The organism is Corynebacterium sp. (assembly GCF_030532965.1).
GTDB lineage: Bacteria > Actinomycetota > Actinomycetes > Mycobacteriales > Mycobacteriaceae > Corynebacterium.
Genome location: NZ_JAUNKC010000013.1, coordinates 1 through 23,679, shown reverse-complemented (window position 1 = coordinate 23,679; position 23,679 = coordinate 1). Strand labels below are relative to the sequence as shown.

The window sequence follows — 23,679 nt, the reverse complement described above, 5'->3', positions numbered from 1 at the left end:
CGGTCAGTCCTTCTGCGCAGCTAGGAAAACAGGCACCAACGCTTGCGCTTTTTTCACCGCTGCGGTTTTCTTCTTCTGCTGCGCAATCACGCTAATCGGTTCCCACGCATGGGGCGGGGTATAACCTGCAGTAGTTGCAGCAATCAAAATATCAGCATAGGTGTCACAGACACGGAGGACATTGACAAGCCATTTCGGTGCCGGATCACCGGCGGCTATGCGTTTTGCGGCAGCAGCTAGGCATTCGCTCAGGACTGGCCACATGTAGTGCAGATACTTTTCGCTGGTTAATACAGTTAAGATGCGAACCGGCGACCAATTTCTATTGCGTAAAAGACCTTTAGTGACTGTTTGGAGTGACTCGGAAGAAATCTTATCCTTGGAAAGAAAGTCGTTAAATTCTTCGAACCAGGAATCTCCCGCTTTACCCATCACCGGCCTTCCTGCGAGAATGAATACGGCAGTTGTGGTTAATTGGCGATCATTGTGGGGAGTTTCTCGACTGCTTTCCTTACTAATCACCCACCTATCACCACGCCATTGAGCGTATAACGTCCATGCAGAATCGAAACCATCTGGTGTATTAAGGGCTAGTTTTTGAACGTCGAGGAAATCACCCAATTTACCCACGATATGGCAGACATTTCTCCCAATGAGCCCCGTGGTCTCATTGGGTGGGAATAGAACCTGTATTGTATTGGGTTGGTTTTTGGCAGACGAGACGATCACATGGCAGGTTGCTGTATCTGCTTCGACAATTGGTTGTGGTTGTTTCCAGGCGGACAGATCGACTTCATTTTCCTTGGTAGTTAGAGATACCGGTTCCGGTAGTAGATTAATGGTGGCACGTGCCGCCTCCGTTGTTTTATTTGTGGATGTTTTCGCAGCGTAATGGCGCAAACCCGGTACGTTGGCGGTTTCGGATGGTGCCTGTCCAGAGGAAATTGCATGAGCTATAGAAGGAGCCAGTTGGTGCATGGTCTCAGCTATGTTAACCGTCTGAGAAGTAGCCACTGGTAGGCGGGATATATGGCTGAGGATATCGTCGAGTAAGTGCCAAGCGACCGCCAACATTCTGTTTTCAGCTAGTTCCACTGCCACCTCAGCAATGTTGGCGTAGCTGGTAGTTCGTTGATTCCAGTCTAAGCAAGCGGGATCAGCGACACCCGGTGGAAGGATACCGCGATCCCAAGCGTCGACAAGTGCTTGCTGTGCCAGTTCCAAGCCACCAGTAACCGTTGGTTTTGTTAGCGCAATGAGGTTCATGGCAACATCTGGTTCCAAAATGGAGCCGCTTCGAGCTGCTTGGAATGCTATAGCGCCTTCGCGCTCATTTGTAGCGGTTTTTCGGTACCGCAGCGAACTAGAGTCCGACTGATCTGCCGCCGTTAGCTGCGTGGTTAACCATGGTGGCGGTGTTGTAGGATCGGCGAGAAACTCGGCAAGGATTTCGCCCGCGACCAGCGGTTTGTCTGATATGCGATCACTTGAAACCAGTACCGTGCGACGGCGTGCTTCTACCTGTGCAGCGGCGACATCAAGCCCTATAAACCGCAACCGGGATAACGCGACGGCGAAGTCCGCGCCAAGCACCGCAATTCCTGAGTTAGCGTAACTATCCAAGCGCGTTAAAAGATCCTCGAAGGTAATACTGAGGTCGATAAAACTAGGTTCGGAGAGTAAGCATGGTATCGATCCCAGGTTGGTCTGGATGTGGTACTCGCGACTTTTTACTGAAACTCCTAAGGGTTCCTGCTCTTCCGGCAGTTTAAGCCACCAAGGAACTTGCGGGCCAAGGGTGGACGATAAGCTACGTGCCGCCTCTAAATCCTGGCAGGCCAGTTGGTTAAACGCCACCAAGCACTGCTCCGATTCGACCGTCGTAACGGATGCCGAAACGGGAAATGAATGGAGCTTTTCGGTAATGGCGGTGGTGGTGGGAGGGATCCGTTCAAACCGGGGTAGCTGCCAAAGCTCTGGTGCACTATGCCAGGGATAATACACACTGGAATCGCTTGTCGACGGCTCCTGGTCGACTATCCCCCACGTTTCAAGGAGAGTTGATGCGAGGGCCGCAACTTTTTTGTCTGTTACCTGGGATAACTCTCTTATCCGCTCACACAATTCAGTGCGCACTTCGATGCCTATATCGGTTCGGGTGACCAGTGCGTTTAATACTTCTTTTTGTCCTTTGAGGGTTGAAACATACAACATGGGCAGAACCAATATGCCGAGTTTGTGGGCGGGTGCCTTCCGAATGAGTGGCATCCCAAATGCACTGATCAGTTGCGGTTCCGCGGTGGTAAGTAAGGCACTCAGTGGTTCTAATTGCGCTAGTATTTCCGATTCGGTAATCGCGAGATCGTCGAAAAGCAACGCGATAATCTGGCGGCGCTGCTGCGGGCGCACGGCAGTATCGAGCGAAGCGATGAGCTGTGTAATTGCGGTTTCGCGTGGTAGTTTTCCTAACGCCACTGCCTTAACGACGACATGGCCAGCGGCTCCCCACAACGCCACACCACGTTTGAGGCACAGCTTGAGGTGTTCTTCGAACGTGGATTCAAGCTCGGTCCAGCTCGGTAATTGTTCAGCCAGCTTGGTGAATTTCATGCGCACTCCTCGAACCCTGAAGCGATGCGCGACGCATAACGCCCACGCGTGTAGATAATTGGGATCGCGTGGAATTCCCAGTTCCGGAAAATGCCGATTGACTAGGAAAAACGAGGAAATATTAAACTCGTCTGTCGTCGTAACATCCAAACCAGTTATATCGCAGTTTCGGGATGCTTCTTTGATAAACCTTTCGGCATAATCTGCCCCATTCACCGCAACTACTTCTGCAATTAATCGATAGTCTGCACTGTGCCGAATGGAACGGAGAATCTGGAATACCCGCCCTGGATTCACCTTCAATCGCATTGCAAAAAGTGCCAACATGTAGTGATCTACATCGTCAACATAAAGCTCTCCCGTAAACCCAGCCCACGGCCCCGAACTAAGCCCTTGGGCTGCTTTCTTTTGTTGTTCAGGAGTCCCGATGGGCAGAGTTACAGCATCTTCACGCGCGGCACCGGACCAGCCTAATTGACTAAACAGCGCGAGTGTTTCGGGTAGATGCTTGTTTGGCATGGGTTTTACTTTCGGGTTATTCGAACGAAGGCGGAGTCAAGATGAAATTCCAAATGCTGCTAGAAGCGAAGTTGCCTTTTTCACCGCTGCGGTTTTCTTCTTCTGCTGCGCAATCACGCTAATCGGTTCCCACGCATCGGGCGGGATATAACCTGCGGCGGTTGCCTCTGCGAGAACTCCTGAGTGCTCGGTGATGCAGTCAAGAATCTTAGCGAGCCATTTCGGCGGGGCGTGACCTGCTGCGATTGTCGTGGCAGCAAAGGCTATTGTTTCTGTAAGCAGCGGCCATAGCACCGGCAGATGCGCGTCCGTGCTTAGTAGTTTCAGTGCTTGAACGGGTGTCCATAGTTCTTCACCCACCAAATTACGAATGGTGCGGCTGACGATCTCAGTACTGATCTTGTTTTCTACTAAGAACCGTTCCATGCACTCACGGGCGTTTTTACACCGGCTACCCGAATGCATCATCCCGAACAGGATATAGACAACAGATGCAAAGATTGGTAGCTCAGGATCATTCCAATCTTTGTAAGTAATGGAACGAAGTTGTGGTTTCTGAAGTTGCCATTTTTTACCATCCCACCGCATGTGATATTGGTTGGGATATTCATCTGAAAGATAACCGAATACTTTATAGATGTTCACTTTAGGCAGCATCTCGAAGTCCCACATGCTCACCTCGAATTTCCGCCGCTTATCGCCCATGCCACGTATTCCCACTGTTACGGCGCTCGGGGTTTCGGTGGCGTGGGTGAGATACAGGTCGACGGTGTCGTTGATGACCTCCGGTGCTGGTTTATCCCAACCATCAAGGTCGATGATTGGGGCAGGTACGTTAGTAGTGGTATCCGGTTCAGGTAATAGCGCCACCGCTTCGCGGGCGGCCTGGCTGGTTTTGTTTTTGCCACTCATAGCGGCGAATCGGCGCAGGTGGGTAACGGCTGCTACATCTTGTGGTGCTGCACCACTAGCGATAGCGTGGGCGACACTTGGGGCAAGGTGAAGCATCATTTCGGCTATCTCCACGGTTTTGCTGGTGGGTTTCGGCGCATGCGACAAAATATCGTCGAGCAACTGCCACGCTACGGCGAGCAACCCGGTTTCAGTTAGTTCCAAGGCGACATCCGCAAAACCACTAAAGTTTTTCGTGCCTATTACATCCCAGTCGAGGTACTTTGGGTCTGCTGCTCCGGGTCGTAGTAATCCCCGCTGCCACGCATCGGTGATGGCTTGGTGCGCAAGACTAATCCCACCTCTTTTCGTTGGACGTGCCAACCCGATCAGATTCATCGCGGTTCCTGGCCCTAACGCCGTGGCACTGCGGGCAACCTGACGGGCGAGTAATCCTTGATCCGCATTAGATGAACTCGAACGATGCCCCAAAACTCTCCATACAGCGTCGCCTAATGTCGGAAATACACCTGGATCATAAATAAATAATTCACCAGCATCATCGAAATCTTTAACAAATGCAGCCAAATTATCTGGCACAGAAATTGGTTTTACTTCAAGGAATTGACTAATGTGATCGAACCCATTATCCGTCAGTTTTGGTAAGGGAAGTGGGCTAAGAATGTACTCGGCAAGGATTTCTCCAGCAGTACGATTAATACGATGCGCGAAACTTTGAATTACGCTAGCTCCACGTTTCTTAGCTTCTACCACAGCATCAGCGATGTTAAGCTCAGCGAGGTTTAACCGACACAGTGCTACCAAAAGATCAGAAAACAACACACTCACGCCAGCGGCTTCGTACGCATCAAATCGTTCAAGTAGGTCCGCAAAACTAATGCTTAAATCCACAAAGCTTGGTTCCGATACAATGCACGGAATTGAACCTAAGACATAGGAGAGCTCCCGATTTCGTTCACACATCAAATCGTCAAATGGATTAGTAACGGTCCTAAACTCAGATTCGTCCCTACTCATCTGTAACTGCCATAATCGGTGGGTTTCCGATAATCGTGAAATCCGTTGCGCAGCTTCCACATCATTTAGTGCCAATTGGGCAAAAGCTACCAAATATTGTTCAGATTCGGTTGTGGTTATATCTATCGGATCTAGAAAATCATGATCCACAGCATAATCACTGCTCGTTAGTGCTTCAACAAGTGCGTCGTAGGTAGGTTCGATCCGTTCAAATCGCGGTACCTGCCAGCATTCAGGCGGGTTATTCCACGGATATAGTTCCACGCCATCGGCTGATAAAGCATCATCTGAACCAACGCCCCACTGATCTAGCACTGCCTGTGCCTGCTGTGCCACCTGTTCGTTGCGTACCTGGGAGAGTTCGCGTACGCGGTCGGTTAGAACCGCGATACTTCCGTCGGTGATGTCTGTTCGCGCTGCTATCGCCGCAAGAACCTCACGTTGCCCCTTCAAGGTTGATACATACAGCATCGGTAACGACACCTCCCCCACCGAATCAGCTGCAACAACGCCAATCAGGCGCAACCCTATCGCGGAAATAACTGTCGGTTCCGCAGTAGACGCGATGCTGCTGAATGCCTCGCTGTGGGCGGCCACATCAGCATCCGACAACCCTAGATCGTCGACAAGCAGACCTAGCATTCGTCGCCGCTGCATCGGCCTGGTGGCGGCATCAAGACCGGTAATCGCGGCGGTTAACGCGGTCTCACGCGAAATCAAGCCCCGGTTTAGTGCAGCGATAACCACGTATCCAAGCCCATCCCACAAGGGCACGCCGTGGCGAATGCAGGCATCAAGGTGCTGGACAAGGTTAGGGGTAATCTCAGAAAGTTTTGGTTGTTGGTTTTTGGGGCCGAAAATTTTTGTGCCCGGAGCTTGTAAAGCCTTTGCAGCGCACAGCGCCCACGCCGCTAGATAGTTTGGTTCCTCGGGGACGGAGAAATCTGGGAAGTGGTGGGTAACCAGGAAAAACGATGAAATATTGAACTCGTTATGTGAGATTATCTCCATTCCCTCGGTTTCGTTATACCGGGCTGCCTTGGCAATAAACTTTCGGGCGTAGTCTTCGCCTTGTAACGCAACCAGCTCAGCAATGAGCCGATAATCGGCACTATGGCCGGTACGGCGGAAGATGCTGATGATCCGCTTCGGTGCCACCCCCAACCGCAAAGCGAACAAGGTCATCATGTATTCGTTGGCGCCGTCGAGATAATCAATCCGACGATACTCCGGTTGGTACTGGTAGTCCTCCCAGTTGCCGGTACTTAAGCCACGTCTTGCTACTGCCTGCTGTTCTTTGGTGCCAATGTCCAATGTTGGTGTGTCTGTAGGCTGTGCGGTTGCCCAACCCAGCTCATCGAACAATGCAACCGCTTTCGGTAAATCTTTATGAGGCATCTCCGGCTTTCTGTACTGGGCTTAATATTGTGGTTAGGGCGGCTGCTTTCTGCACCGCAGCTGTCTTTTTCTTGTGCTGCGCGATTTTTGTTAATGGCTCCCATGAATTAGCGGGGATAAAACCAGCTTGTGTTGCTGCAACTAGAATGTGGGAGTAGGTGCTGACTACATCGAGCACCTTGGTTAACCATTTTGGTGGATTTGCGCCGGATTCCACGGCTTCGGCTGCTGCCGACATACACTCGGTGAGTAGCGGCCATAAGTAGTGCAGTTGGTCGTCTGTTTTTAACAGGCTCAACGCGCGAGCCGGGGACCATAATTCATTGCGTGCAAGTAATTTGGTGGTGGTGCGGATTGCCTCGGTGGAAATCTTTCCTTCCGTTAAAAACCTGCTAACTGTCGTGAAGGTATCGGTACCTTCCTTACCGGTAACGAGTGCTCCTAACAGGGTAAATAGAACTGTTGTGGTCAATTGAAGATTGTCTTTGGGGAAACCTCGGCTTGCCTTTTCGCTAATATGCCAGGCGTTCTTGCTCCACTTGGCAAAAAGGCTCCAACCAGAATCAAAACCACCATCGGTGTAAAGGGTGAGTTCTTGGTAATTGAGGAAATTACGCAGCTCAAAAATGGAGATATAGCAGGTTTTCTCCCCGATGAGGTTGGTGGTATCTGAGGGCGGAAACTCCACGGCGATCGTGGTCGGTGCCACCAGAGTGCAGGTCGCATCATCGGCGATAACGTTTGGCTGGGGTTCTTCCCAGGCCGAAAGGTCGACATTGATTGCGATGCTGGTTGCTTCCGTTGCTTCCGTTGGTTCCGGCAGTACCGCGAGTGCTGCGCGGGCAGCAGTGGTTGTCTTATTCTTGGTGGGTTTCGCTGCCAAGTGCCGTAACCCAGGGACGTTAGCGGCTTTAGCTGGTGCTTGCCCCTGAGAGATTGCCTGCGCGATAGACGGCGCGAGCTGCGCCATCGCTTGCGCTATGGCTGAAGTGCTAGCGCTGGATGCGGGGCGTTTGCTGGATAGGACGAGGATGTCGTCGAGAAGCTGCCACGCCACCGCCAGCATCCCGGTTTCTGCCAATTCCACAGCAATTGTGGCAATGGCGGTGTACGTGGTGTTGTGAGGATCCCAATTAAGGTAGCGGGGATCGGCAACCCCCGGACGCAACAGGCCCCGGTTCCAGGCATCGCTTATCGCTTGCTGGGCTAATTCCAAACCGCCTTTGGCGGTGGGTTGCAAGAGCGCAATGAGGTTCATCGCGGTGCCGGGCTCTAACGCTGTGGCACTCCGGGCCGCTTGGAGAGCTAACGCGCCTTCGATGGCATTGGTTGCGGTTTTGCGGTACTTCATTTGGGTCCATCCGACGTCACCCCAGCGTGGTACCGCCGCCGGGTTTAACTCACCACGGTAGATGTCTTGGGTCAACCGTTCCGTTATCTTCCGGAGGCTACGCGGAGTCGGAATGGTGCGTGGCTGAAAGACCTCACCGTATTCCCACCGGTTCCGGGGTACACCAGACATCATTTCCGGTACAAGGTACGGATCAGCGATAAAATTCGCCAGAATTTCGCCTGCCATCAAAACGTCATCTGTCTCATTGATGGGTCTTAAAATTGGCACCTGGTATCGGCATGCTTCGGCTTGGGCTGCTGCAACATCAATCCCATCAAGGATCAGCCGCGATAACGCCAACGTAAAATCTGCTTCGATGGCGTGAGCGCCGCTATCAGCGTATTCTGCCAGCCGGGCAAGCAAATCGTCCACAGTGATGCTCAAATCCACATAGCTGGGTTCGGACAAGATATTCGGGATCGTGCCGATTGTGTGTTGTAGCTGGGCATTACGAATGCCAACGCTGGAGTTGTATCCGTAATAGCTTTGTGTGGAAAAGATGTCGGGGGTTTCTGGAATGACAAACCACCACGGCGCCTGCGAACCCAACGTGGTAGATAGCCGCTTAGCTGCGTCAATATCGGCTGTGGCGAGCTGGTGAAACGCGACAAGGCACTGTTCTGATTCGACAGTGGTTGTGGGCTCAGACACCGCCTTGTGTCGTATCGCGTCAATGATGCTGTCGGGGGTTGGCGCAATCCGTTCAAATCGCGGCAGCGCCCATAGCTGGGGTGGGTCGTTCCAGGGATATATCACGGTTTCTTCGCTTGTCGACGACCCATCGCCCGCAGCGCCCCACCGTGAAAGAAGCTTGGTCGCATATCCCGCCACCTTTTCATCGGTGCTGCCAGCTAATTCCGCCACTCGCTCGGTCAGAATAGCCTGGGAGCCAGCTGGAATATCGCCTCGGCGCACAACCGCGCTAAGGGTGTCTTTTTGCCCCTTGAGCGTGGTCACATACAGCATGGGTAACACCAGATCACCGATGGCATCTGCGGGTGCGAGTGCGATTGCCCGCTTGCCAAAAGCAGAGATGATTATCGGGTCGGCGGTGGTCAAACAACCGGTGAGAATTTCGAAATGCTCGCGGATTTCATCGTCCGTGACGTTAAGCTCCTTGGTCAAAATCTCCACCATTCGGCGGCGCTGCCCCGGTCGGACGGCGGTGCTTAAGGAATAAAAAGCGGCGGCAACTACCTTTTCCCGTTCCACTTCGTTTCGGTGTAACGCCCGCAACGCCACGTGTCCGATCATGCCCCACATATCGAGCCCACCGGCAAAGCAGGCATGCAAATGCTCACGAAGAGTCGGCATAATCTCATCGAGTGTGGGGTTGCTGTCCCTAGAACTGCTGACGTCACCCTCGGGTATCTTCAGCGCGTGAGCGGCAAGAAAAGACCAGGTATAAAGATAATTTTCGTGCGATGGGATCGGGATTTCAGGAAAGTACTGGCTAAGAATGAAGAAACTAGCGGCATTGAAATCACTATCCACATACAACCGGGAACCCTCAATGTCATTTGATCGTGCCGCTTCGTCGATGAAACCAGTGGCGTATTCTGCGTCGTGTTCTGCCACACACTGTGCAACTAATCGATGATCGCCCCGGGAATTATACCGCCGTAGTAATTGCACGACCCGCTTCGGTGCGACCCCCAACCGGAGGGCAAATAACGACAACATCAACGGGTTCGCGCCATTTTTGGTGGGAAGCTGCCCGCTACTTAATAACCGTTTGGCTAGCTTGTGTTGCTCCGCGGTGCCCAATGGCAGCACCGCCACTTGCTTCATTTTCGCCTTCCCCCACCCTAGTTCGTCGAAAAGCGAAATAACTGGAGTCCAGTCCTTTGTAGCCATAATGGCGGTGCTCCTTTGCCGGTCCCACGGATCAATACACAACGATTCTGACATATGGGTCCGACATGAGAACCTAAAACCAGAAATTTTAACCGTCCGCCGACTTGGCTGCGCGTCGTAAAGCGGCAATATCTACGTCGTGACCACCGCAAATGCCGGCGCCCGAACACGCGCCGGGATTGCAGTCGCCGGTAGTTTCGCACGGCATTTCATCCTTAACCGACGCGGGTTCCTCAGCCGCGCCCCCGCAACAGCCACCCTCCTGGCTCTCTTGCTCCATGACCCCTGCGGCGCGGGTCGCAAGCGACGCCCCGAGACCGACGAAATACACAGCCGCGATAATCCCAATGACCGTGATGATTAACAACCAAGAAATGCCACTAAACGGCGGGACGGAGGCCACCGCCAATGCCACCCCGGCGGCCACCCACAACGGCCCGGCGAATTGGTGGGCGGTATCCCAGTTTTCCTTCGACTTACGGACTTCCGAAACACGCACCCCGATGTATTTATTTCCCGGCAGACGCCGGGACCAGGCCAACCCCCCGATGATGAGCAAAGCGACGGCGAAGATGGCAAGCAGCGTTCCAACAACAGTCATGGTGATTACTCTAGCTACCAGCAGGGGAAAACGGCGATTCCTGCCGCCAGATATGCATGTGCGATATATGCAACAGTTGGAAAAATATGAATTAACTTCGCAACACGCTAGATTAGGGTCTAACGGGTTTATTGATTCCGCTATCGATAAACCACCAAGGAAAGCGCAGTGAGCCGCACTGGTCGCGTCCTTATCTTATGCTTATGTCCCCTACATAGATTTGGAATACTCATGAGTCTACGCCAGCTGACATCGTCGCTGCTGTTTAAGATCATCGTTGCGATCATCCTCGGTATCATCTGCAGCTTCTTCTTCCCCGAGCAGCTCGCCCGAGTGTTCGTCACGTTCAATGGCCTTTTCGGTAACTTCCTCGGCTTCTTCGTGCCGGTGCTTATCTTCGCCCTCATTACGCCAGCCATCGCAGGTTTGGGTCGGGGTGCCGGTAAATGGTTGGCCTTCACCACCGGCATTGCCTACGGTTCAGCAATCTTTGCTGGCCTCGTGTCCTGGGGCGCGGCGGTCCTTATTTATCCGTGGCTTTTGAAAGGCCAAGAAAAGATCTCCGTCGCCGATATTTCCGAAGGCGAGCTGTCGCCCTATATTTCGGTAGAAATGCCTGCCCCTATGCCGGTTATGACCGCGCTGGTGCTCGCCTTCGTGGTCGGCGTGGCCATGACGACGGTTAAGTCAGACACCCTCTACGGCGGTGTTGCGGATCTACGCCGCGTGGTAATGAAGGTGATCGCCAAATTCATCGTCCCACTGCTGCCGATCTACATCTTTGGTCTTTTCCTATCGCTCGGCATGAACGGCAATCTGACCGACGTTCTCTCCGCCTTCGCCAAGGTTCTGCTTCTGGCGATCATCGGCTCGTTCGCGCTGTTGTTGCTGCAATATCTGCTCGCTGGCATCATCACCGGCCGCAACCCGTTTAGTTCGTTAAAGAACATGATGCCCGCCTACTTCACCGCGTTGGGTACCTCCTCGTCCGCAGCGACGATCCCAGTCACCTACGAATCGGCCCGCAAGAACGGCGTCTCGCAATCCGTCGCCGGTTTCGTCATTCCGCTTTGCGCCACGATTCACCTTTCCGGTTCGATGATGAAGATCACCCTGTTTGCCTTCGCCATCATGTTTATGGATGGCATGGCCCTGCCGCTACCCACAGCGCTCGGTTTTATTCTCATGCTTGGTGTGACGATGGTCGCCGCCCCCGGCGTTCCGGGTGGTGCGATCATGGCTGCGGTCGGCTTGCTCTCCGCTAACCTGGGCTTTACCGACGACCAAGTGGCGCTCATGATCGCCGCCTATATCGCGATCGACTCCTTCGGTACCGCCTGCAACGTCACCGGTGACGGCGCAATTGCCCTGGTCGTGGACAAGTTCGCTAAGGGTAACATCGTCCGCAACGAGCTTGACGACGCCGACGACCTCGGCCTTGCAGTGGCCATTTCCGGCGGGGAAACCGATCCCGCCTAACGCAGTTGCTTGTCGACGCCACCTGTCACCCAATCCCACAATGTTTCACGTGTGAAACATGACAAAGCCTCCACCCTTCTTCCTATGCAGGACGTTGGAGAGGAGTGGGGGCTTTGTGCAGCTTCGGTGCCGTGAATCCGATAGGAGAAACCAGAGGATCTACCTAGTAAGCCTGTGGAGCTTAGAAACGGAACAGGCGATCCAGAGCGGGCTTGAGCAGTGGGAATACAAGGGCTATGAGGCCAGCCACCGCTGCAAGCACGCCAGCAACGATGCCGATGATGGCTCCTACGCCTAATCCACCCTTCTTCTCAGGGGCTTGAGGAGCGGTGTCCTTGTCGCCGGAGTCCATGTCTGGTTTCATTGGCCCCATTCCGTTATTGTCAGGCATGGATTCAGGAACATTCTGAGGATTGTCCTCACCACGTGGGTTAGACTCCGGGTAGTTTTTCATAGAAGCGCATGCCCTCAATGCCCCAGCTGCTTCCGACTTCAGGGCCAAAAGGAGCTCATTGCGCTCGGCGGCGCGTTGCTCGCGGAGGAAGTTGTAACCATCGCTGAAGTTGTTTGGCTGCACATCCCCAGGGTTAATGAGAGAGTGTTTGGTGAAACGCTGAAGGAAGTTGTCGGCAGCCAGGGCTTGTGTTGCCTGCTCTGGGGTGAACGAGACTGGGGTGTAGATACCGCCCGGAATCTCGCCAGTGCCATTGAGAACATAATCAAAGTTGGTTTGGATGATGTGCAAAGCGCTGACTATATCATCGTCGTTCTGGAAGTTGTGGTTGGTGCGCAGGATATTCTTGATTCCTTCGCTCGCGGTGTTGGATTCTTGGGATCCGCGGGCGGCATCCTTGAAGGTTTGGACGAATGTGCGGAACTGAGGGTTTTCCAGGGCGATCTTGCGGAAAACGAACTGATCAACGGTCATATCGTAGCCGAACCACCGGGCGGCCTTCTCATTTTCCTTATGGACGGTGATTTCGCACATATTGCCCGTCACAGTGGAGGTGATGGGGTGCTGCGCCGATTGGGCGAGTGCCTGAGTGGGGCTAGCGACGATGGCGGCAGCAATTCCAAGGGTGAGTAGGGTCATGGCGCGCATGAGATGTCCTTTCCATGTCGAAGGGATACTTCAAGGTAAGTGGTTTCAGCAGAGTTTCCCCACCGTTAAAGCGTGTGTGCTGTGTTGCGGTGGGGAAGGCCTCGGCGTTTTCACACTTGGTGCAACAGTGAGAGGATTGCGGTTTATTCCGAATCGGAACCAAATAATTGTGTGATGTGTACCGCATCTTTCTCTTGGCTGTTTAATTCATGGATCCTTTATGACTGCCCGAAAAGCACAAGAATGTACAACTGTGATCCGAAACCAAGAAGCTTATTCAGGTGCTGGGGTTTCGGTAGGGCGGTTGTTTCTCTGATTGGTGGTATAGGCAGAGGCAGGCGTTGAATTTTGTATGAAGTGTCAAGACGCATTTGCGCGACCCCTGAATAAGCTTCCAAACCTGCAATTGTCTGAAGCTATAATTGCGTAAAATCGAACCGTAAGGCGTCCGCATCTGGCAATGGCACCGAAAAATCACCAAATGGCGCAACTTCTAAAAACGTTGGAAGTCCGTTTTCAATAAACAACATCACCATCGCTGGGTCAACTTCTGTCCAGGAATCCAAAACGCAGTCACATGTGTCCACCGGTTCTGGCCACTCACCAACGGGGTGGAGATACACGGATGGGCAGTTACCACAACCACAGGTACCGGTGACCCTAAGGAATGGAAGCAATTGAATCAGGTAATCGCGCTGTTTAGTGGAAACGGTGGTGATCTCCGGCATCGATGGTGGGGCATGACGAATGATCTTTTCTACGACCGCTTTCTCCGCAGCACTCAATTCACGATTCATGGCTAAAACCCTAACAGGTATCGTCTGGGAAAATCCCGGTGGACTGCACATTTTTACCTGGTTAACCGTGTCATATTGAGTGGGCGCGTCACAGTCTGGTTTAATAAAGGTCCATGGTAAAAACGATTGGCTTTGACCGTGAGAAGTACATCGAGATGCAGTCTCGACACATCAAAACCCGCCGCGAAGAGATCGGCGGAAAACTGTATCTGGAAATGGGCGGCAAGCTTTTCGACGACATGCACGCCTCCCGGGTGCTCCCCGGATTCACCCCGGACAATAAAATTGCCATGCTGGAGCAAATCCGGGACGAAGTGGAAATCCTCATCTGTATCAATGCCAAGGATCTTGAGCGACAAAAAATGCGCGCGGACCTTGGCATTACCTATGAGGATGACGTGTTGCGGCTTGTCGACGTGTTTCGGGCGCGCGGCTTCTTGGTGGAACACATCGTGCTCACCCAAATGGAAGACGATAACCGGCGAGCCAGCGACTTTAAAGACCGACTGGAACGCCTAGGGCTCAAAGTAGCCCGGCACCACGTAATCCCCGGTTACCCCACCAATATGGACCTGATCGTATCCGAAGACGGGTTGGGACTTAACGAATACGCCGAAACCACCCGTGATTTAGTGGTGGTGACCGCGCCGGGTCCTGGTTCCGGAAAACTTGCTACGTGTTTGTCCCAGGTTTACCACGAGCATCAGCGAGGTGTGCAGGCTGGTTACGCCAAGTTCGAGACGTTCCCGATTTGGAATCTGCCGTTGGAGCACCCGGTGAACCTGGCGTACGAGGCGGCCACCGTTGACCTCAACGATGCCAACGTCATCGATCACTTCCACCTCACCGCGCACGGCGAACAAACCGTCAATTACAACCGCGACGTCGAGGCCTTCCCGCTGCTGAAAACCCTGTTAGAGCGACTCACCGGCACCACGCCGTACCAGTCCCCGACCGATATGGGTGTAAACATGGCGGGATTGTGCATTATCGACGATGAGGTGTGCCGCGAGGCCGCGAATCAGGAGATCATTCGGCGCTACTTTAAGGCGCTTGTCGACGAAGCCCGGGACGGCCGCGACTCCACCCAATCCGACCGCGCGGCCGTGGTGATGGCGAAGGCCGGGATCACCACGGATAAGCGGCGGGTTATTGCACCTGCCAGGCTACGGGAAATCGAAACCGGTGAACCAGGCTCTGCCATTGAGCTTGCCGACGGCACCATCATCACCGGCCACACCTCTGAGCTTTTGGGCTGTTCGGCGGCAATGCTGCTTAATGCGTTGAAGCATTTGGCTGGGATTGATGACAGCATTCACCTGCTCTCCCCTGCCTCCATCGAGCCGATCCAAACCTTAAAAACCCAGCATCTAGGAAGTAGGAACCCGCGGCTGCATACCGACGAGGTGCTAATCGCGCTTTCTGTCTCCGCAGGTACCAGCGATGAAGCCAAACGCGCGTTGGACCAATTGAAACAATTGCGGGGCTGCGACGTGCACACCACCACCATTCTCGGTTCCGTCGATGAAACGATCTTCCGGAACTTAGGAATCCTGGTTACCTCGGACCCTAAGTTCCAACGGAAGTCGCTGTATCAAAAACGCTAAAGTGGGTAGTTGCCATTGGTTTAGCAAGTTTAGTGAAGTTTAGTTATTTCAACTAAACTTCACTAAACTTGCTAAACTTAAACTATGGATGCTTTGAATAACCCCTATACACCTAACGCCGGCGCGCAACCTCCGGTAGTTGCTGGGCGTGACGAACAAGTAGAAAAATTCGACCTATTGCTTGGGCGTCTCGAAAAGGGCAGAACTGCTCAATCAATGATTATCACTGGCCTACGAGGAGTTGGCAAGACTGTTTTGCTCAGCGAGTTCAGAGACCGCGCCCTCAAAAAAGACTGGGTTGTATTGGAAATTGAGGCGGCTAAACATGACGATCAAGCGTTTAAAACTACTTTCCTATATAAAATAAGAGAGTGCCTATTTGAGCTTTCGCCAAAGTCGAAATGGTCGGGAAAAGTGAAACGCCTAGCGGCGATCTTAAGTTCATTTAGTGTCACAGTAAACCCAGAAGGTTCATTATCGCTAGGGCTGGATGTAGAACCCCTTGAAGGTCGTGCGGACACCAACATTATGAGCCAAGACCTAACTGAGGTTTTGATTGCAGTAGGTGAAGCTGCGAAAGAAAAAGAACGGGGTGTTGTTTTACTTATTGACGAGATTCAATTTTTGACTAGGTCACAATTAGAAGCACTAATTACGGCGTTGCACAAGACGGTTCAACGAAAGTTACCTGTCACGATGGTTGGTGCCGGGTTGCCGCAGATTGCTGAACTCTTAGGTGACGCAAAATCTTATGCGGAGCGTTTATTTGTTTTTATAGAAATAGGTTCACTTAAAGAGCAAGATTCTAGGAAAGCGCTTGTCGAGCCAGCACGTGAAGAAGATGTTGAGATTGACGATAATGCTTTGGAGAAGGCAATCAGTATTACGGAAGGATATCCCTATTTTCTTCAAGAAATCGGGTCTGCAATATGGCTACAAGCGGAACGGTCACCGATAACAAGTGAAGATGTGGATAATGCTTGTGATAGGTATGAAAATAAACTAGATTCTTCATTCTTTCGGGTGAGACTTGATCGATGTACCGTGCTTCAGCGAGCCTATTTACGGGCGATGGCCGAACTGGGATCTGAACCGCAATCCTCTGCCGCCGTTGCGCATGTAATGGGAAGGGAAGTAATCAACGTGGCGTCAGTACGCAAACAGCTTATTGATATGGGGCTGTTATATACACCGTCCTATGGGGTTACAGCATTCACTGTGCCCCATTTCGCGCAATTTATGAAGCGAGTGGAACCCAAACTCATCGTTCCGGAAAAGCAGACTCGAAAAAGGCGTAACGATGATGAAGAATAGTTCAATTAAGGGGAGACTAGGGTTCCCCAGCTGACCATGCCTGGCGCAATGCTTTTACAAACATACCTGGTGGCTGGGTGCCGTTGACTGCGATTGTATTGTTAAACACGTAAAACGGAACGCTGGTCACCCCTAGTGTGCGCGCGGTCTCTTCCGAACCCAGCAAAACGGGCAGACGTAATCAGACCAAATATCAATGTTCATGTAACCAATAACGAACGGCGACAAGAAAAGATTCCGCCGAGCAGAGTCACAAGCACCAACCGAAACCTTAAAAATTATCAAAAACCCCGATTGTGATAACTTAGGGCGCGCCTCGAACCCAAAGATGGTCAAGAACGCGATTTTTGACAATCTTTGTTAGGGTTTGGGGAGAAAGATTACCAAAAATGCCGATTCTGATGACTTAGGTTAAGTAGGGGCTGTGGCGAAAAAGTATCGGACGCTTAAACAGCAGTTTCACGCATCCGATGAGGACACGGCCGTGTCGCTTTACCGCGCACGGTTTCATTCCGAATCCGCACTCACCTGGGATTTTACAGTCGGAGAACACCAACTGTTCTGCCTAGTCACACCGACCATGACGCGCAGCATAGAGCGCATCGTGTACCAGGAATTGGAGAATTTTGCCCTATGGGGTGGACTGCCACGGGTCGCGCGACGGTCGTGGGTGGAGAATCTCATCATGGACGAAATCGTTGCCACAAATGATATTGAGGGAGTGCGTTCAACCAGGCAGGAAGTCGGCGAGGCGATCGCTGCGATTAAGGGTCGTGCAGCACCCAAGAACCGACGGTTTTTGGAAATGGCGCGGTTATATCTGGGGATTGCCGATGGCAAACTACGCCTGCCAGAAACGGCAACAGAGCTCCGCGCGCTTTATTACAAGCTGTTGGCCGGGGAAATAGCGGACGAAGATCAGCTCGATGGCGAGCTGTTTCGGAATGAGCCGGTCCACATTTTCGATGGGAGCAACGAGAAGGTCCACAGTGGTCTAACTCCAGAATCGATAATCATCGACGCAGTGAATGTCATGTTCACCGTTATGGCGGATCAGGATGTGCCTCGATTGATTGCGGCGATCGTTTCACATTTCATGTTCAAATATATCCACCCGTTGTACGACGGCAATGGCCGGGTCGGTAGGTTCATGTTCGGGCTCAGCCTTACGCACCTGCTGTCTATTCCCACGGCGTTATCGCTATCGCAGGTTATTAATAAGCAGAAAAACAAATATTACAAAGCGTTTATGGAAGTTGAGGAGCAACTCAACTACGGCGAGGTTACGCCATTTGTTCTTGACCTGCTTGAACTTATCGAGGCTGCCCAGCGCAAAGTAACCCAACAACTACGCGATTATAAAGAACGCATGGATCAGCTGGAAGACACGCTGCGGGAGCTTGAGCAAGATAATTCCAGCAAAATGCGCAAGCACACTATCAATATATTGTTTATTCTCGGGCAAGAATCGATATTCGGTTCGGCAGGAGGCGTGATCCTTAAAGACCTTGCGGAGATGATGGAAAAAAGCGAGCAGCAAACCCGCCGTTACCTACAAGACCTGGAACAAGAAGGTGCGGTGGAAGCGACTGCGACGAAGCCGAAACGGTATAAATTGTCGGATCATGGGCGGAAATATCTAGAACTGGTGTAACCCACCTCGGTGATGGGGCGTCGATAAGCAAGCTGTGAAACACGCCGCACCTTACATCACCGGGGGTGAGTAAAGGCTACCCTAAAAGTATGAAGTTTTCGCGTGCCTCTCTCCTGTCAATTGCTGCCGCAACAGCCGTATTGAGTGCGTCGTTAAGCACGGCGGCGGTGGCGATCCCCACCATTCCCGATAATCACCCAGCGTTACCGAAATCCGCGGTTCAGGCGCAGCCAAAAGTCACGGTAACCGATGCGGCCGGTAACCCGGTCACCGGCCCCGTTCGCCGCGGCGACACACTGTTAGTGCACGGAACCGGGTTCGACCCAGGGGCAAACCGCGGCGGTTTCGCCATTCCGGTACCGCCTGGGGTGCCAAACGGCGTGTTTGTCATGTACACCGGCCTGCCGGATCACTGGAAACCCAGCGAAGGCGCCCCGGAAGCTAACCGGAAACATCCACACGACCGCATGGCATGGGTGATGCCAGCGGGCACCCTCGAAGCGATCCCCACCGCGCCGGTCGATTTCCGGCGCTCAATTGCCCGGGTCGCCCAACCGATGAACGCCGACGGAAGTTTCACCGCCCGCATCGTAGTTGATCCGCCGGAACACACGCCGGGAAATAACTGGGGAATCTACGTGTACGCGGGCGCGGGTTCCGTAAACCCAGCAGAGGAAATGTATATCCCTATCCCCTACAGCGCGGAGCCAGGGCCCAATACTCCGAAACCGGCAAGCCCCGACCTGGACTTCGACGCCGCACAACTTGTGAGGCTGACCGGTGCCATGAAAGGTGGCATCAACCCGACCCACGGCGCGGCGAAAACCGGCAATCGCGTGACCTTTAGCAAGGCCGATGACGCGGGCGACGGCATCATGCGTTACCGGGGAACGGTGACGGCAACGGCGAAATATAATGCCGTGGAAGTGGCGATAGCTAACCCGTGGCTGGAACCACGTGGCGATGGAAAATGGGCGGTGACGGCGGAAGTATCCACCGCGCATAACGTCGGCATCGACAGCATGGCGCGCCGGGAGATCGGGCAGGTCGCCGGGGTGACGGGCGAGCAACAGATTACCGCAGGTGGGGTGACCATCGGGACGGTAGTGTTCCGCTAATACACTTTTGACATGGCAACATGCTTTAGCATTGAGACCAGTTGTGTTGGAAACTCGGCTGAAAGTATGTGGTGCCATGTCATTATGGGGGTTGTTTTCTCGTCGGAAGCTGGCGGAAATCGAAGGGGTAGCACTTGAATGCCCAGCACCGCGTCCCATAACTGAATTGATGCCGGTGTTAGACAGTCATGGCTTTCGTTATTTCCCGGTTGTCAGTTCCGAAACCGGAAAGCCCATTGCGCTGCGGGTACCCGCCACGGTGGATGGGGCTAATAATGGTGAGTTCTCCCGCTTTGCCATTGACTTGATTGGCAATTTCCACCGGGATGGTTGGTGGCCGATTAGTGTTAGGGACTTCGCACCCACCACCGTGACTCCGCAGGTGAGCGATTACCGGTTTATTGAGGTGAGTGAGCTTTTCACGGCACGGTTTGCTGATGGTGCGTTCAAGGTTGCCGGGTTGGCGGAATACACGCTGGACACGGAGCTGGACTACCGCAATTTCTTCGCAATCGACCACGAATTTACGACGCATTTTTCCGAACGCGGGGAGTTTTACACAGGTGAAGACTTCCTGGTAGTTCAGGTAACCCGCCCCGCCGAGGTTCCCATGACCATCCAGTGGCGACCAACGAAGGTTCCGGCGCTTACACCGGCGGAATTTACTGCGGTGTTGGCCAGTTGGGAACAACGTTTTGGGGCTGCAGTCACCCATGTATCGCCAGAAGGGCTGGAATTACAGAACCCACCCATCGACAGCGACATAGACGACGTTTACATGGCGATGGAACAGTTCGTTTTTGGCTCCACCGCTGACGGAAACACCATGGGTTTCGACTTCTACTTTGAGCAAGTGCAGTACGAGGGGGTGTGGGAGTTTTTCTGGTAAACCGCGAACGCTGTTTTCGCTTGTCGACGCCACCCGCATCACCTCACCCCTGCGTCTTATGAGGCGAGGTTCGGCGTGGTGTTTAGTTGCGCACAATTAGTCGTCGCATAAGCGTCGTGATTGTTCGTCCCTCACGAACGGCATCCACCGCTGAGAGGCTTGTGCTCTCGCCCATTCCCCACCCTTAACGCAACCACTGTCGTGAAATTCATGCCCGTGAACACTCGTGGCATGTGGCTTATCATGCAGGAAGTTCGACCACGTTCGACCACCCGAAGCGCCATAATCCCATTCGCCACCTTCAGGTGGGGTAATGGTGTGTGAGCCTATGTTTTTTCGTTCCGCCGATGCGTAGCCACCACCGCCGATAATGACGACCATCGCGACTACGGCCGCTGCGATTTTCTTGGCTTTCATGCTGTTTTCAACTCCTTTTTCCTACTACATTGTTCAATAACCCACGGGTCATGGCTCACCACAACAACCGCCGCGCCCTCGCGCGCCAGGTCACGTAATTGCCCTAAAATTATGGTTGCATTCGTACGATCCAACGACGCTGTTGGTTCATCCGCCAATACAATGCTGGGTTTTCGCACCAATAACCGGGCCATCGCTACGCGCTGCTGCTCGCCACCACTGAACTGGAAAACTTGCTCGGAACCCCGACCCCCCAAACCAACAGCTTCCAACGCATCCTCAACACTTAACGCGTCTTTGTTTTTAGTAGTCCGTGCGATCCGCACATTTTGCTCCACCGTGTCGTTATCAATCAGTGCGTAGTCCTGAAACAGATACCCAATGTTCTCCCGCCGCATGCGCATGCGCGCGCGTGCCGATGCGCCCGTAACATCAGTACCATTCAACGAAATCGTGCCAGCTTCCACTGTGTCCAACAATCCCAAGCAATTCAACAGGGTACTTTTCCCGCTCCCCGACGCACCGGTGATGCACACCATTTCACCAGAATTCACCTCAAGATCAAGGTCTTTCCACAAGGTGCGAGCATGAGACTTTGGCCCCACCTGCTTGGTCACACCCACTGCTTTGATTCTTTCCATCATGTTCTACTTTCTAGTGTGGATTAGTTGGTTGATACTGTAGCGGCGTAGCCACAGCGCGGTGACCGGCAACGAAAGAACAATTGATAAGACAACAGCAAACCACCAAGCAACAGTCGGGACACTGAATAACGCCATGAGCGAAGGTTCGGCCGCACCAGCCATTGGTCCATTGGTCCATCCACGTACAAGAGCACCCCTATTCCACAAGAATGCGAGATAAACAATCAGCGTCATGATTTCCGCACCGGCAATACCCCACATGATCCCCCGTGGCCACACCCCATGTATATAGGAAGCACGCAAACGCTGATGCAACACCCGCAAACAGCTGTACAACAATGCCAACGCGGCAATAAAACTCAACAACACTCCCGCAACAAATCCACCCAGATACACCCACGTGTTCCGGCTCATTTGTTGATGATTCGACGCCCACTTGCTGGCAACATTATCAGCCGAGCGAATAAAACTCCCCACCTGCTCATCTGATTGAAGGCGTTGATAATCAGCATAATCAGTAAGCATCACATCAGATTGAGTCAACGCCGCTGCCAAATTTCGATCATTGACAGGAATGTTGTCGTCGGGGAAAACCGCAACAATCGGGTCAGGGGTTTCAGCAGGATTTATCCATTCATCAAAGCTAGTCTCCCAGGTGAAAGCTTGAGAACTTCCCGCCGGATAAATCACCGTCTCCCATTCCCCGTCAACCTGTATGCTCTCACTAGACAATTGCTGCAACATTGCAATATTGGTTTCTTTTGGCAGATTATCCGGCTGCAGCCATAGTAATCGGCCATCGCGTGGGGCGTTCATAAATGCGTCTCGCAACGGACCTGATAGTGATTGACGTGCTGCTGTTTCGTTATACACCATCACATCACGATCCAAGCCACTCGTCGGCATGGAACCTCGATAGTTATATTGCGCGTATAACAGGCGGTGTTCGGTAGAAATCTCCCGCAGCTTTGTCGCCATATCCCGACCGGACGCTAAAAGATCATCCGCACTTCGCGCACCACTTAGTTCCAGCGCGTATGCTTCGCCTGTGTTTGCCCACCGTTGCACTTCGCTGTGTTGTCTCAACCATTCAGTACTGTGATTTACTGCTGCAATCAGCATCATCAACACCATAACCCCAGCACCGACACGAATGGCATACACCCCAGCGAGCACCGTTTTCCCCGGTAGTTTCCCCGCCAACAACGAGACAATCGATAACTGACGCAACCCAATTAACGATAAAACAATGGAACCAACGCACACCACCAACGACCCACCAATAAGCAATGCGTTAAATATCGCCAACTGAATTGCTGAATACACATTGGTCAACAATCCCAACCCGACGATCCCCAAAACCACCAGCGCTACCATAATGGGTGCTGCCCAACCGGCGGCACGCTTTAACTCGTGTATTGTGCTTTGCCAGATACCATACCCATGCAGCCTGCGCACAGCATCTGCGTGCGAATTCAACATCACACCAATCACGCACAACGCCACACAGAAACCCACCAATAGCTTGGTTAAATCACCTAACGCAGCGACTCCTGCAAACAACGTCCACGGTTGGAAAACCATGAACTCGTGTTGGGCTCCATGTTCGGTAAGATACGCAGAAACCTCGCCATAGAAATCCCGACCACCAGTAAGTTCTAGAATTTGCCGGTAATCACCGTGAGGTAGCTGTGATAACTCCACGACCGTAATCGACGGAGAGCCAAGGATACCGGTGTAGCCGTGTGTGATCCAATCATCCGTCCGTGTTCCCGCAGCATAAACAGTCTTGCCTTCAGGATGCGGAATATTAACATAGATCGTTCCACCCGAAGAACGCGCGAGATCATTCAAATCACTCAAAATGACCGCTGGATCACTGCCATCTTTAGCAAAAGTTTGCACACGAATAGCAGCATTAGTGCCAGGCATCATGACCTGCTCAAGTGTAGCGCTAGACCAGTAGCTGAGAACCGCGCCCACCAGCACAGCCATAACCAAAGCACAGCGGATAAGCGCGGTCCCAGAATTGGACCCCGAACGACGAGTCTTATCGGAGGTCGTATCCAAAGCGGATACCTTTATAGTCTGCATGACGGGCATAGACCAATTAACCTGTCTGACCTTTAACATTTTCAAGCCAAGTGCTTGTAGCGCATACTATACCCAGAAGAGTAACCAGGTCAATGGTTTTCTATATATGCGATTTTCTTTAGCATTTTGCTGTCAGAATAGCCTCATGTACCCAGCTTCTTCCCTCGCGTATGGTCGCCAAAGACAGACGGGTACGTCCGAAAAGTATAGTGGTCTCATTTCAAAAGCTTAGATTTTGTGGGTGAATGTTGTTTGGT

Annotated in this window: 15 protein-coding genes; 6 read left to right on the top strand and 9 right to left on the bottom strand. The window is 52.7% G+C overall.

The annotated features are described in order from the left end of the window. Positions 1-3: 3 nt before the first annotated feature. The 4 genes from Q4D85_RS07370 to Q4D85_RS07355 all read right to left on the bottom strand — a co-directional run bounded on the left by Q4D85_RS07370 (position 4) and on the right by Q4D85_RS07355 (position 10,307). A complete protein-coding gene (locus Q4D85_RS07370) occupies positions 4-3,129 on the bottom strand; it encodes a hypothetical protein (RefSeq protein ID WP_303199352.1) in 3,126 nt (1,041 codons plus the stop codon). A gap of 36 nt (positions 3,130-3,165) precedes the next feature. Further along, on the bottom strand, positions 3,166-6,456 hold the full coding sequence (locus Q4D85_RS07365) for a hypothetical protein (protein WP_303199351.1): 3,291 nt from the start codon (positions 6,454-6,456) through the stop codon (positions 3,166-3,168). Then, positions 6,446-9,706, bottom strand: coding sequence for a hypothetical protein (locus tag Q4D85_RS07360; RefSeq protein WP_303199349.1), 3,261 nt, complete (start codon positions 9,704-9,706; stop codon positions 6,446-6,448). Before Q4D85_RS07360 ends, Q4D85_RS07365 begins: the two co-directional genes overlap by 11 nt. Before the next feature lie 88 nt (positions 9,707-9,794). Beyond that, complete coding sequence (locus tag Q4D85_RS07355) at positions 9,795-10,307, bottom strand: SdpI family protein (protein ID WP_303199348.1); 513 nt, start codon at positions 10,305-10,307, stop codon at positions 9,795-9,797. A 231-nt stretch (positions 10,308-10,538) separates the two neighbouring features. Between Q4D85_RS07355 and Q4D85_RS07350 the strand changes: the two genes are divergently transcribed. Next, the gene (locus Q4D85_RS07350) at positions 10,539-11,786 is read left to right on the top strand and encodes a dicarboxylate/amino acid:cation symporter (RefSeq protein ID WP_303199346.1); all 1,248 of its coding nucleotides are present in this window, start codon (positions 10,539-10,541) and stop codon (positions 11,784-11,786) included. 181 nt (positions 11,787-11,967) lie between these two features. On the opposite strand, the gene Q4D85_RS07345 is transcribed toward Q4D85_RS07350, so the two are convergent. Then, a complete protein-coding gene (locus Q4D85_RS07345) occupies positions 11,968-12,888 on the bottom strand; it encodes a hypothetical protein (RefSeq protein ID WP_303199345.1) in 921 nt (306 codons plus the stop codon). Positions 12,889-13,304: 416 nt separating this feature from the next. Continuing rightward, positions 13,305-13,685 carry a hypothetical protein gene (locus tag Q4D85_RS07340; protein WP_303199344.1) on the bottom strand — a complete coding sequence of 127 codons (381 nt, stop codon included), beginning with the start codon at positions 13,683-13,685 and terminating at the stop codon, positions 13,305-13,307. A gap of 113 nt (positions 13,686-13,798) precedes the next feature. On the opposite strand from Q4D85_RS07340, the gene Q4D85_RS07335 reads away from it, so the two are divergent. The 5 genes from Q4D85_RS07335 (at position 13,799) to Q4D85_RS07315 (ending at position 20,267) form a co-directional block, all read left to right on the top strand. Beyond that, entirely contained in the window at positions 13,799-15,292 is a 1,494-nt protein-coding gene (locus Q4D85_RS07335; RefSeq protein ID WP_303199343.1) for a DUF1846 domain-containing protein, read from the top strand. Between the two features lie 84 nt (positions 15,293-15,376). After that, positions 15,377-16,606: an ATP-binding protein gene (locus Q4D85_RS07330; protein WP_303199342.1), complete on the top strand. Its 1,230-nt coding sequence runs from the start codon at positions 15,377-15,379 to the stop codon at positions 16,604-16,606. A 424-nt stretch (positions 16,607-17,030) separates the two neighbouring features. Continuing rightward, on the top strand, positions 17,031-18,260 hold the full coding sequence (locus tag Q4D85_RS07325) for a Fic family protein (RefSeq protein ID WP_303199341.1): 1,230 nt from the start codon (positions 17,031-17,033) through the stop codon (positions 18,258-18,260). An 89-nt stretch (positions 18,261-18,349) separates the two neighbouring features. Beyond that, on the top strand, positions 18,350-19,378 hold the full coding sequence (locus Q4D85_RS07320; protein ID WP_303199339.1) for an HtaA protein: 1,029 nt from the start codon (positions 18,350-18,352) through the stop codon (positions 19,376-19,378). A 76-nt stretch (positions 19,379-19,454) separates the two neighbouring features. Next, the gene (locus Q4D85_RS07315; protein ID WP_303199337.1) at positions 19,455-20,267 is read left to right on the top strand and encodes a DUF4253 domain-containing protein; all 813 of its coding nucleotides are present in this window, start codon (positions 19,455-19,457) and stop codon (positions 20,265-20,267) included. Positions 20,268-20,363: 96 nt separating this feature from the next. Here Q4D85_RS07315 and Q4D85_RS07310 read toward each other — a convergent pair whose 3' ends face one another. The 3 genes from Q4D85_RS07310 to Q4D85_RS07300 are packed head-to-tail and all read right to left on the bottom strand — an operon-like array spanning position 20,364 to position 23,422. After that, positions 20,364-20,684, bottom strand: coding sequence for a lactococcin 972 family bacteriocin (locus Q4D85_RS07310; RefSeq protein WP_303199336.1), 321 nt, complete (start codon positions 20,682-20,684; stop codon positions 20,364-20,366). Further along, entirely contained in the window at positions 20,681-21,328 is a 648-nt protein-coding gene (locus Q4D85_RS07305; RefSeq protein ID WP_303199335.1) for an ABC transporter ATP-binding protein, read from the bottom strand. The genes Q4D85_RS07310 and Q4D85_RS07305 overlap by 4 nt, the downstream gene beginning before the upstream one ends. 3 nt (positions 21,329-21,331) lie before the next feature. Beyond that, positions 21,332-23,422 carry a hypothetical protein gene (locus tag Q4D85_RS07300; protein WP_303199332.1) on the bottom strand — a complete coding sequence of 697 codons (2,091 nt, stop codon included), beginning with the start codon at positions 23,420-23,422 and terminating at the stop codon, positions 21,332-21,334. Positions 23,423-23,679: the final 257 nt, after the last annotated feature.

Bases quoted from the DNA above. Each gene is read 5' to 3' on its own strand.
- Q4D85_RS07305 (WP_303199335.1), bottom strand. From the start codon at position 21,328: ATGATGGAAAGAATCAAAGCAGTGGGTGTGACCAAGCAGGTGGGGCCA.
- Q4D85_RS07310 (WP_303199336.1), bottom strand. From the start codon at position 20,684: ATGAAAGCCAAGAAAATCGCAGCGGCCGTAGTCGCGATGGTCGTCATT.
- Q4D85_RS07345 (WP_303199345.1), bottom strand. From the start codon at position 12,888: ATGCGCGCCATGACCCTACTCACCCTTGGAATTGCTGCCGCCATCGTC.
- Q4D85_RS07335 (WP_303199343.1), top strand. From the start codon at position 13,799: ATGGTAAAAACGATTGGCTTTGACCGTGAGAAGTACATCGAGATGCAG.
- Q4D85_RS07330 (WP_303199342.1), top strand. From the start codon at position 15,377: ATGGATGCTTTGAATAACCCCTATACACCTAACGCCGGCGCGCAACCT.
- Q4D85_RS07370 (WP_303199352.1), bottom strand. From the start codon at position 3,129: ATGCCAAACAAGCATCTACCCGAAACACTCGCGCTGTTTAGTCAATTA.
- Q4D85_RS07320 (WP_303199339.1), top strand. From the start codon at position 18,350: ATGAAGTTTTCGCGTGCCTCTCTCCTGTCAATTGCTGCCGCAACAGCC.
- Q4D85_RS07365 (WP_303199351.1), bottom strand. From the start codon at position 6,456: ATGCCTCATAAAGATTTACCGAAAGCGGTTGCATTGTTCGATGAGCTG.
- Q4D85_RS07350 (WP_303199346.1), top strand. From the start codon at position 10,539: ATGAGTCTACGCCAGCTGACATCGTCGCTGCTGTTTAAGATCATCGTT.
- Q4D85_RS07360 (WP_303199349.1), bottom strand. From the start codon at position 9,706: ATGGCTACAAAGGACTGGACTCCAGTTATTTCGCTTTTCGACGAACTA.
- Q4D85_RS07340 (WP_303199344.1), bottom strand. From the start codon at position 13,685: ATGAATCGTGAATTGAGTGCTGCGGAGAAAGCGGTCGTAGAAAAGATC.
- Q4D85_RS07355 (WP_303199348.1), bottom strand. From the start codon at position 10,307: ATGACTGTTGTTGGAACGCTGCTTGCCATCTTCGCCGTCGCTTTGCTC.
- Q4D85_RS07300 (WP_303199332.1), bottom strand. From the start codon at position 23,422: ATGCAGACTATAAAGGTATCCGCTTTGGATACGACCTCCGATAAGACT.
- Q4D85_RS07315 (WP_303199337.1), top strand. From the start codon at position 19,455: ATGTCATTATGGGGGTTGTTTTCTCGTCGGAAGCTGGCGGAAATCGAA.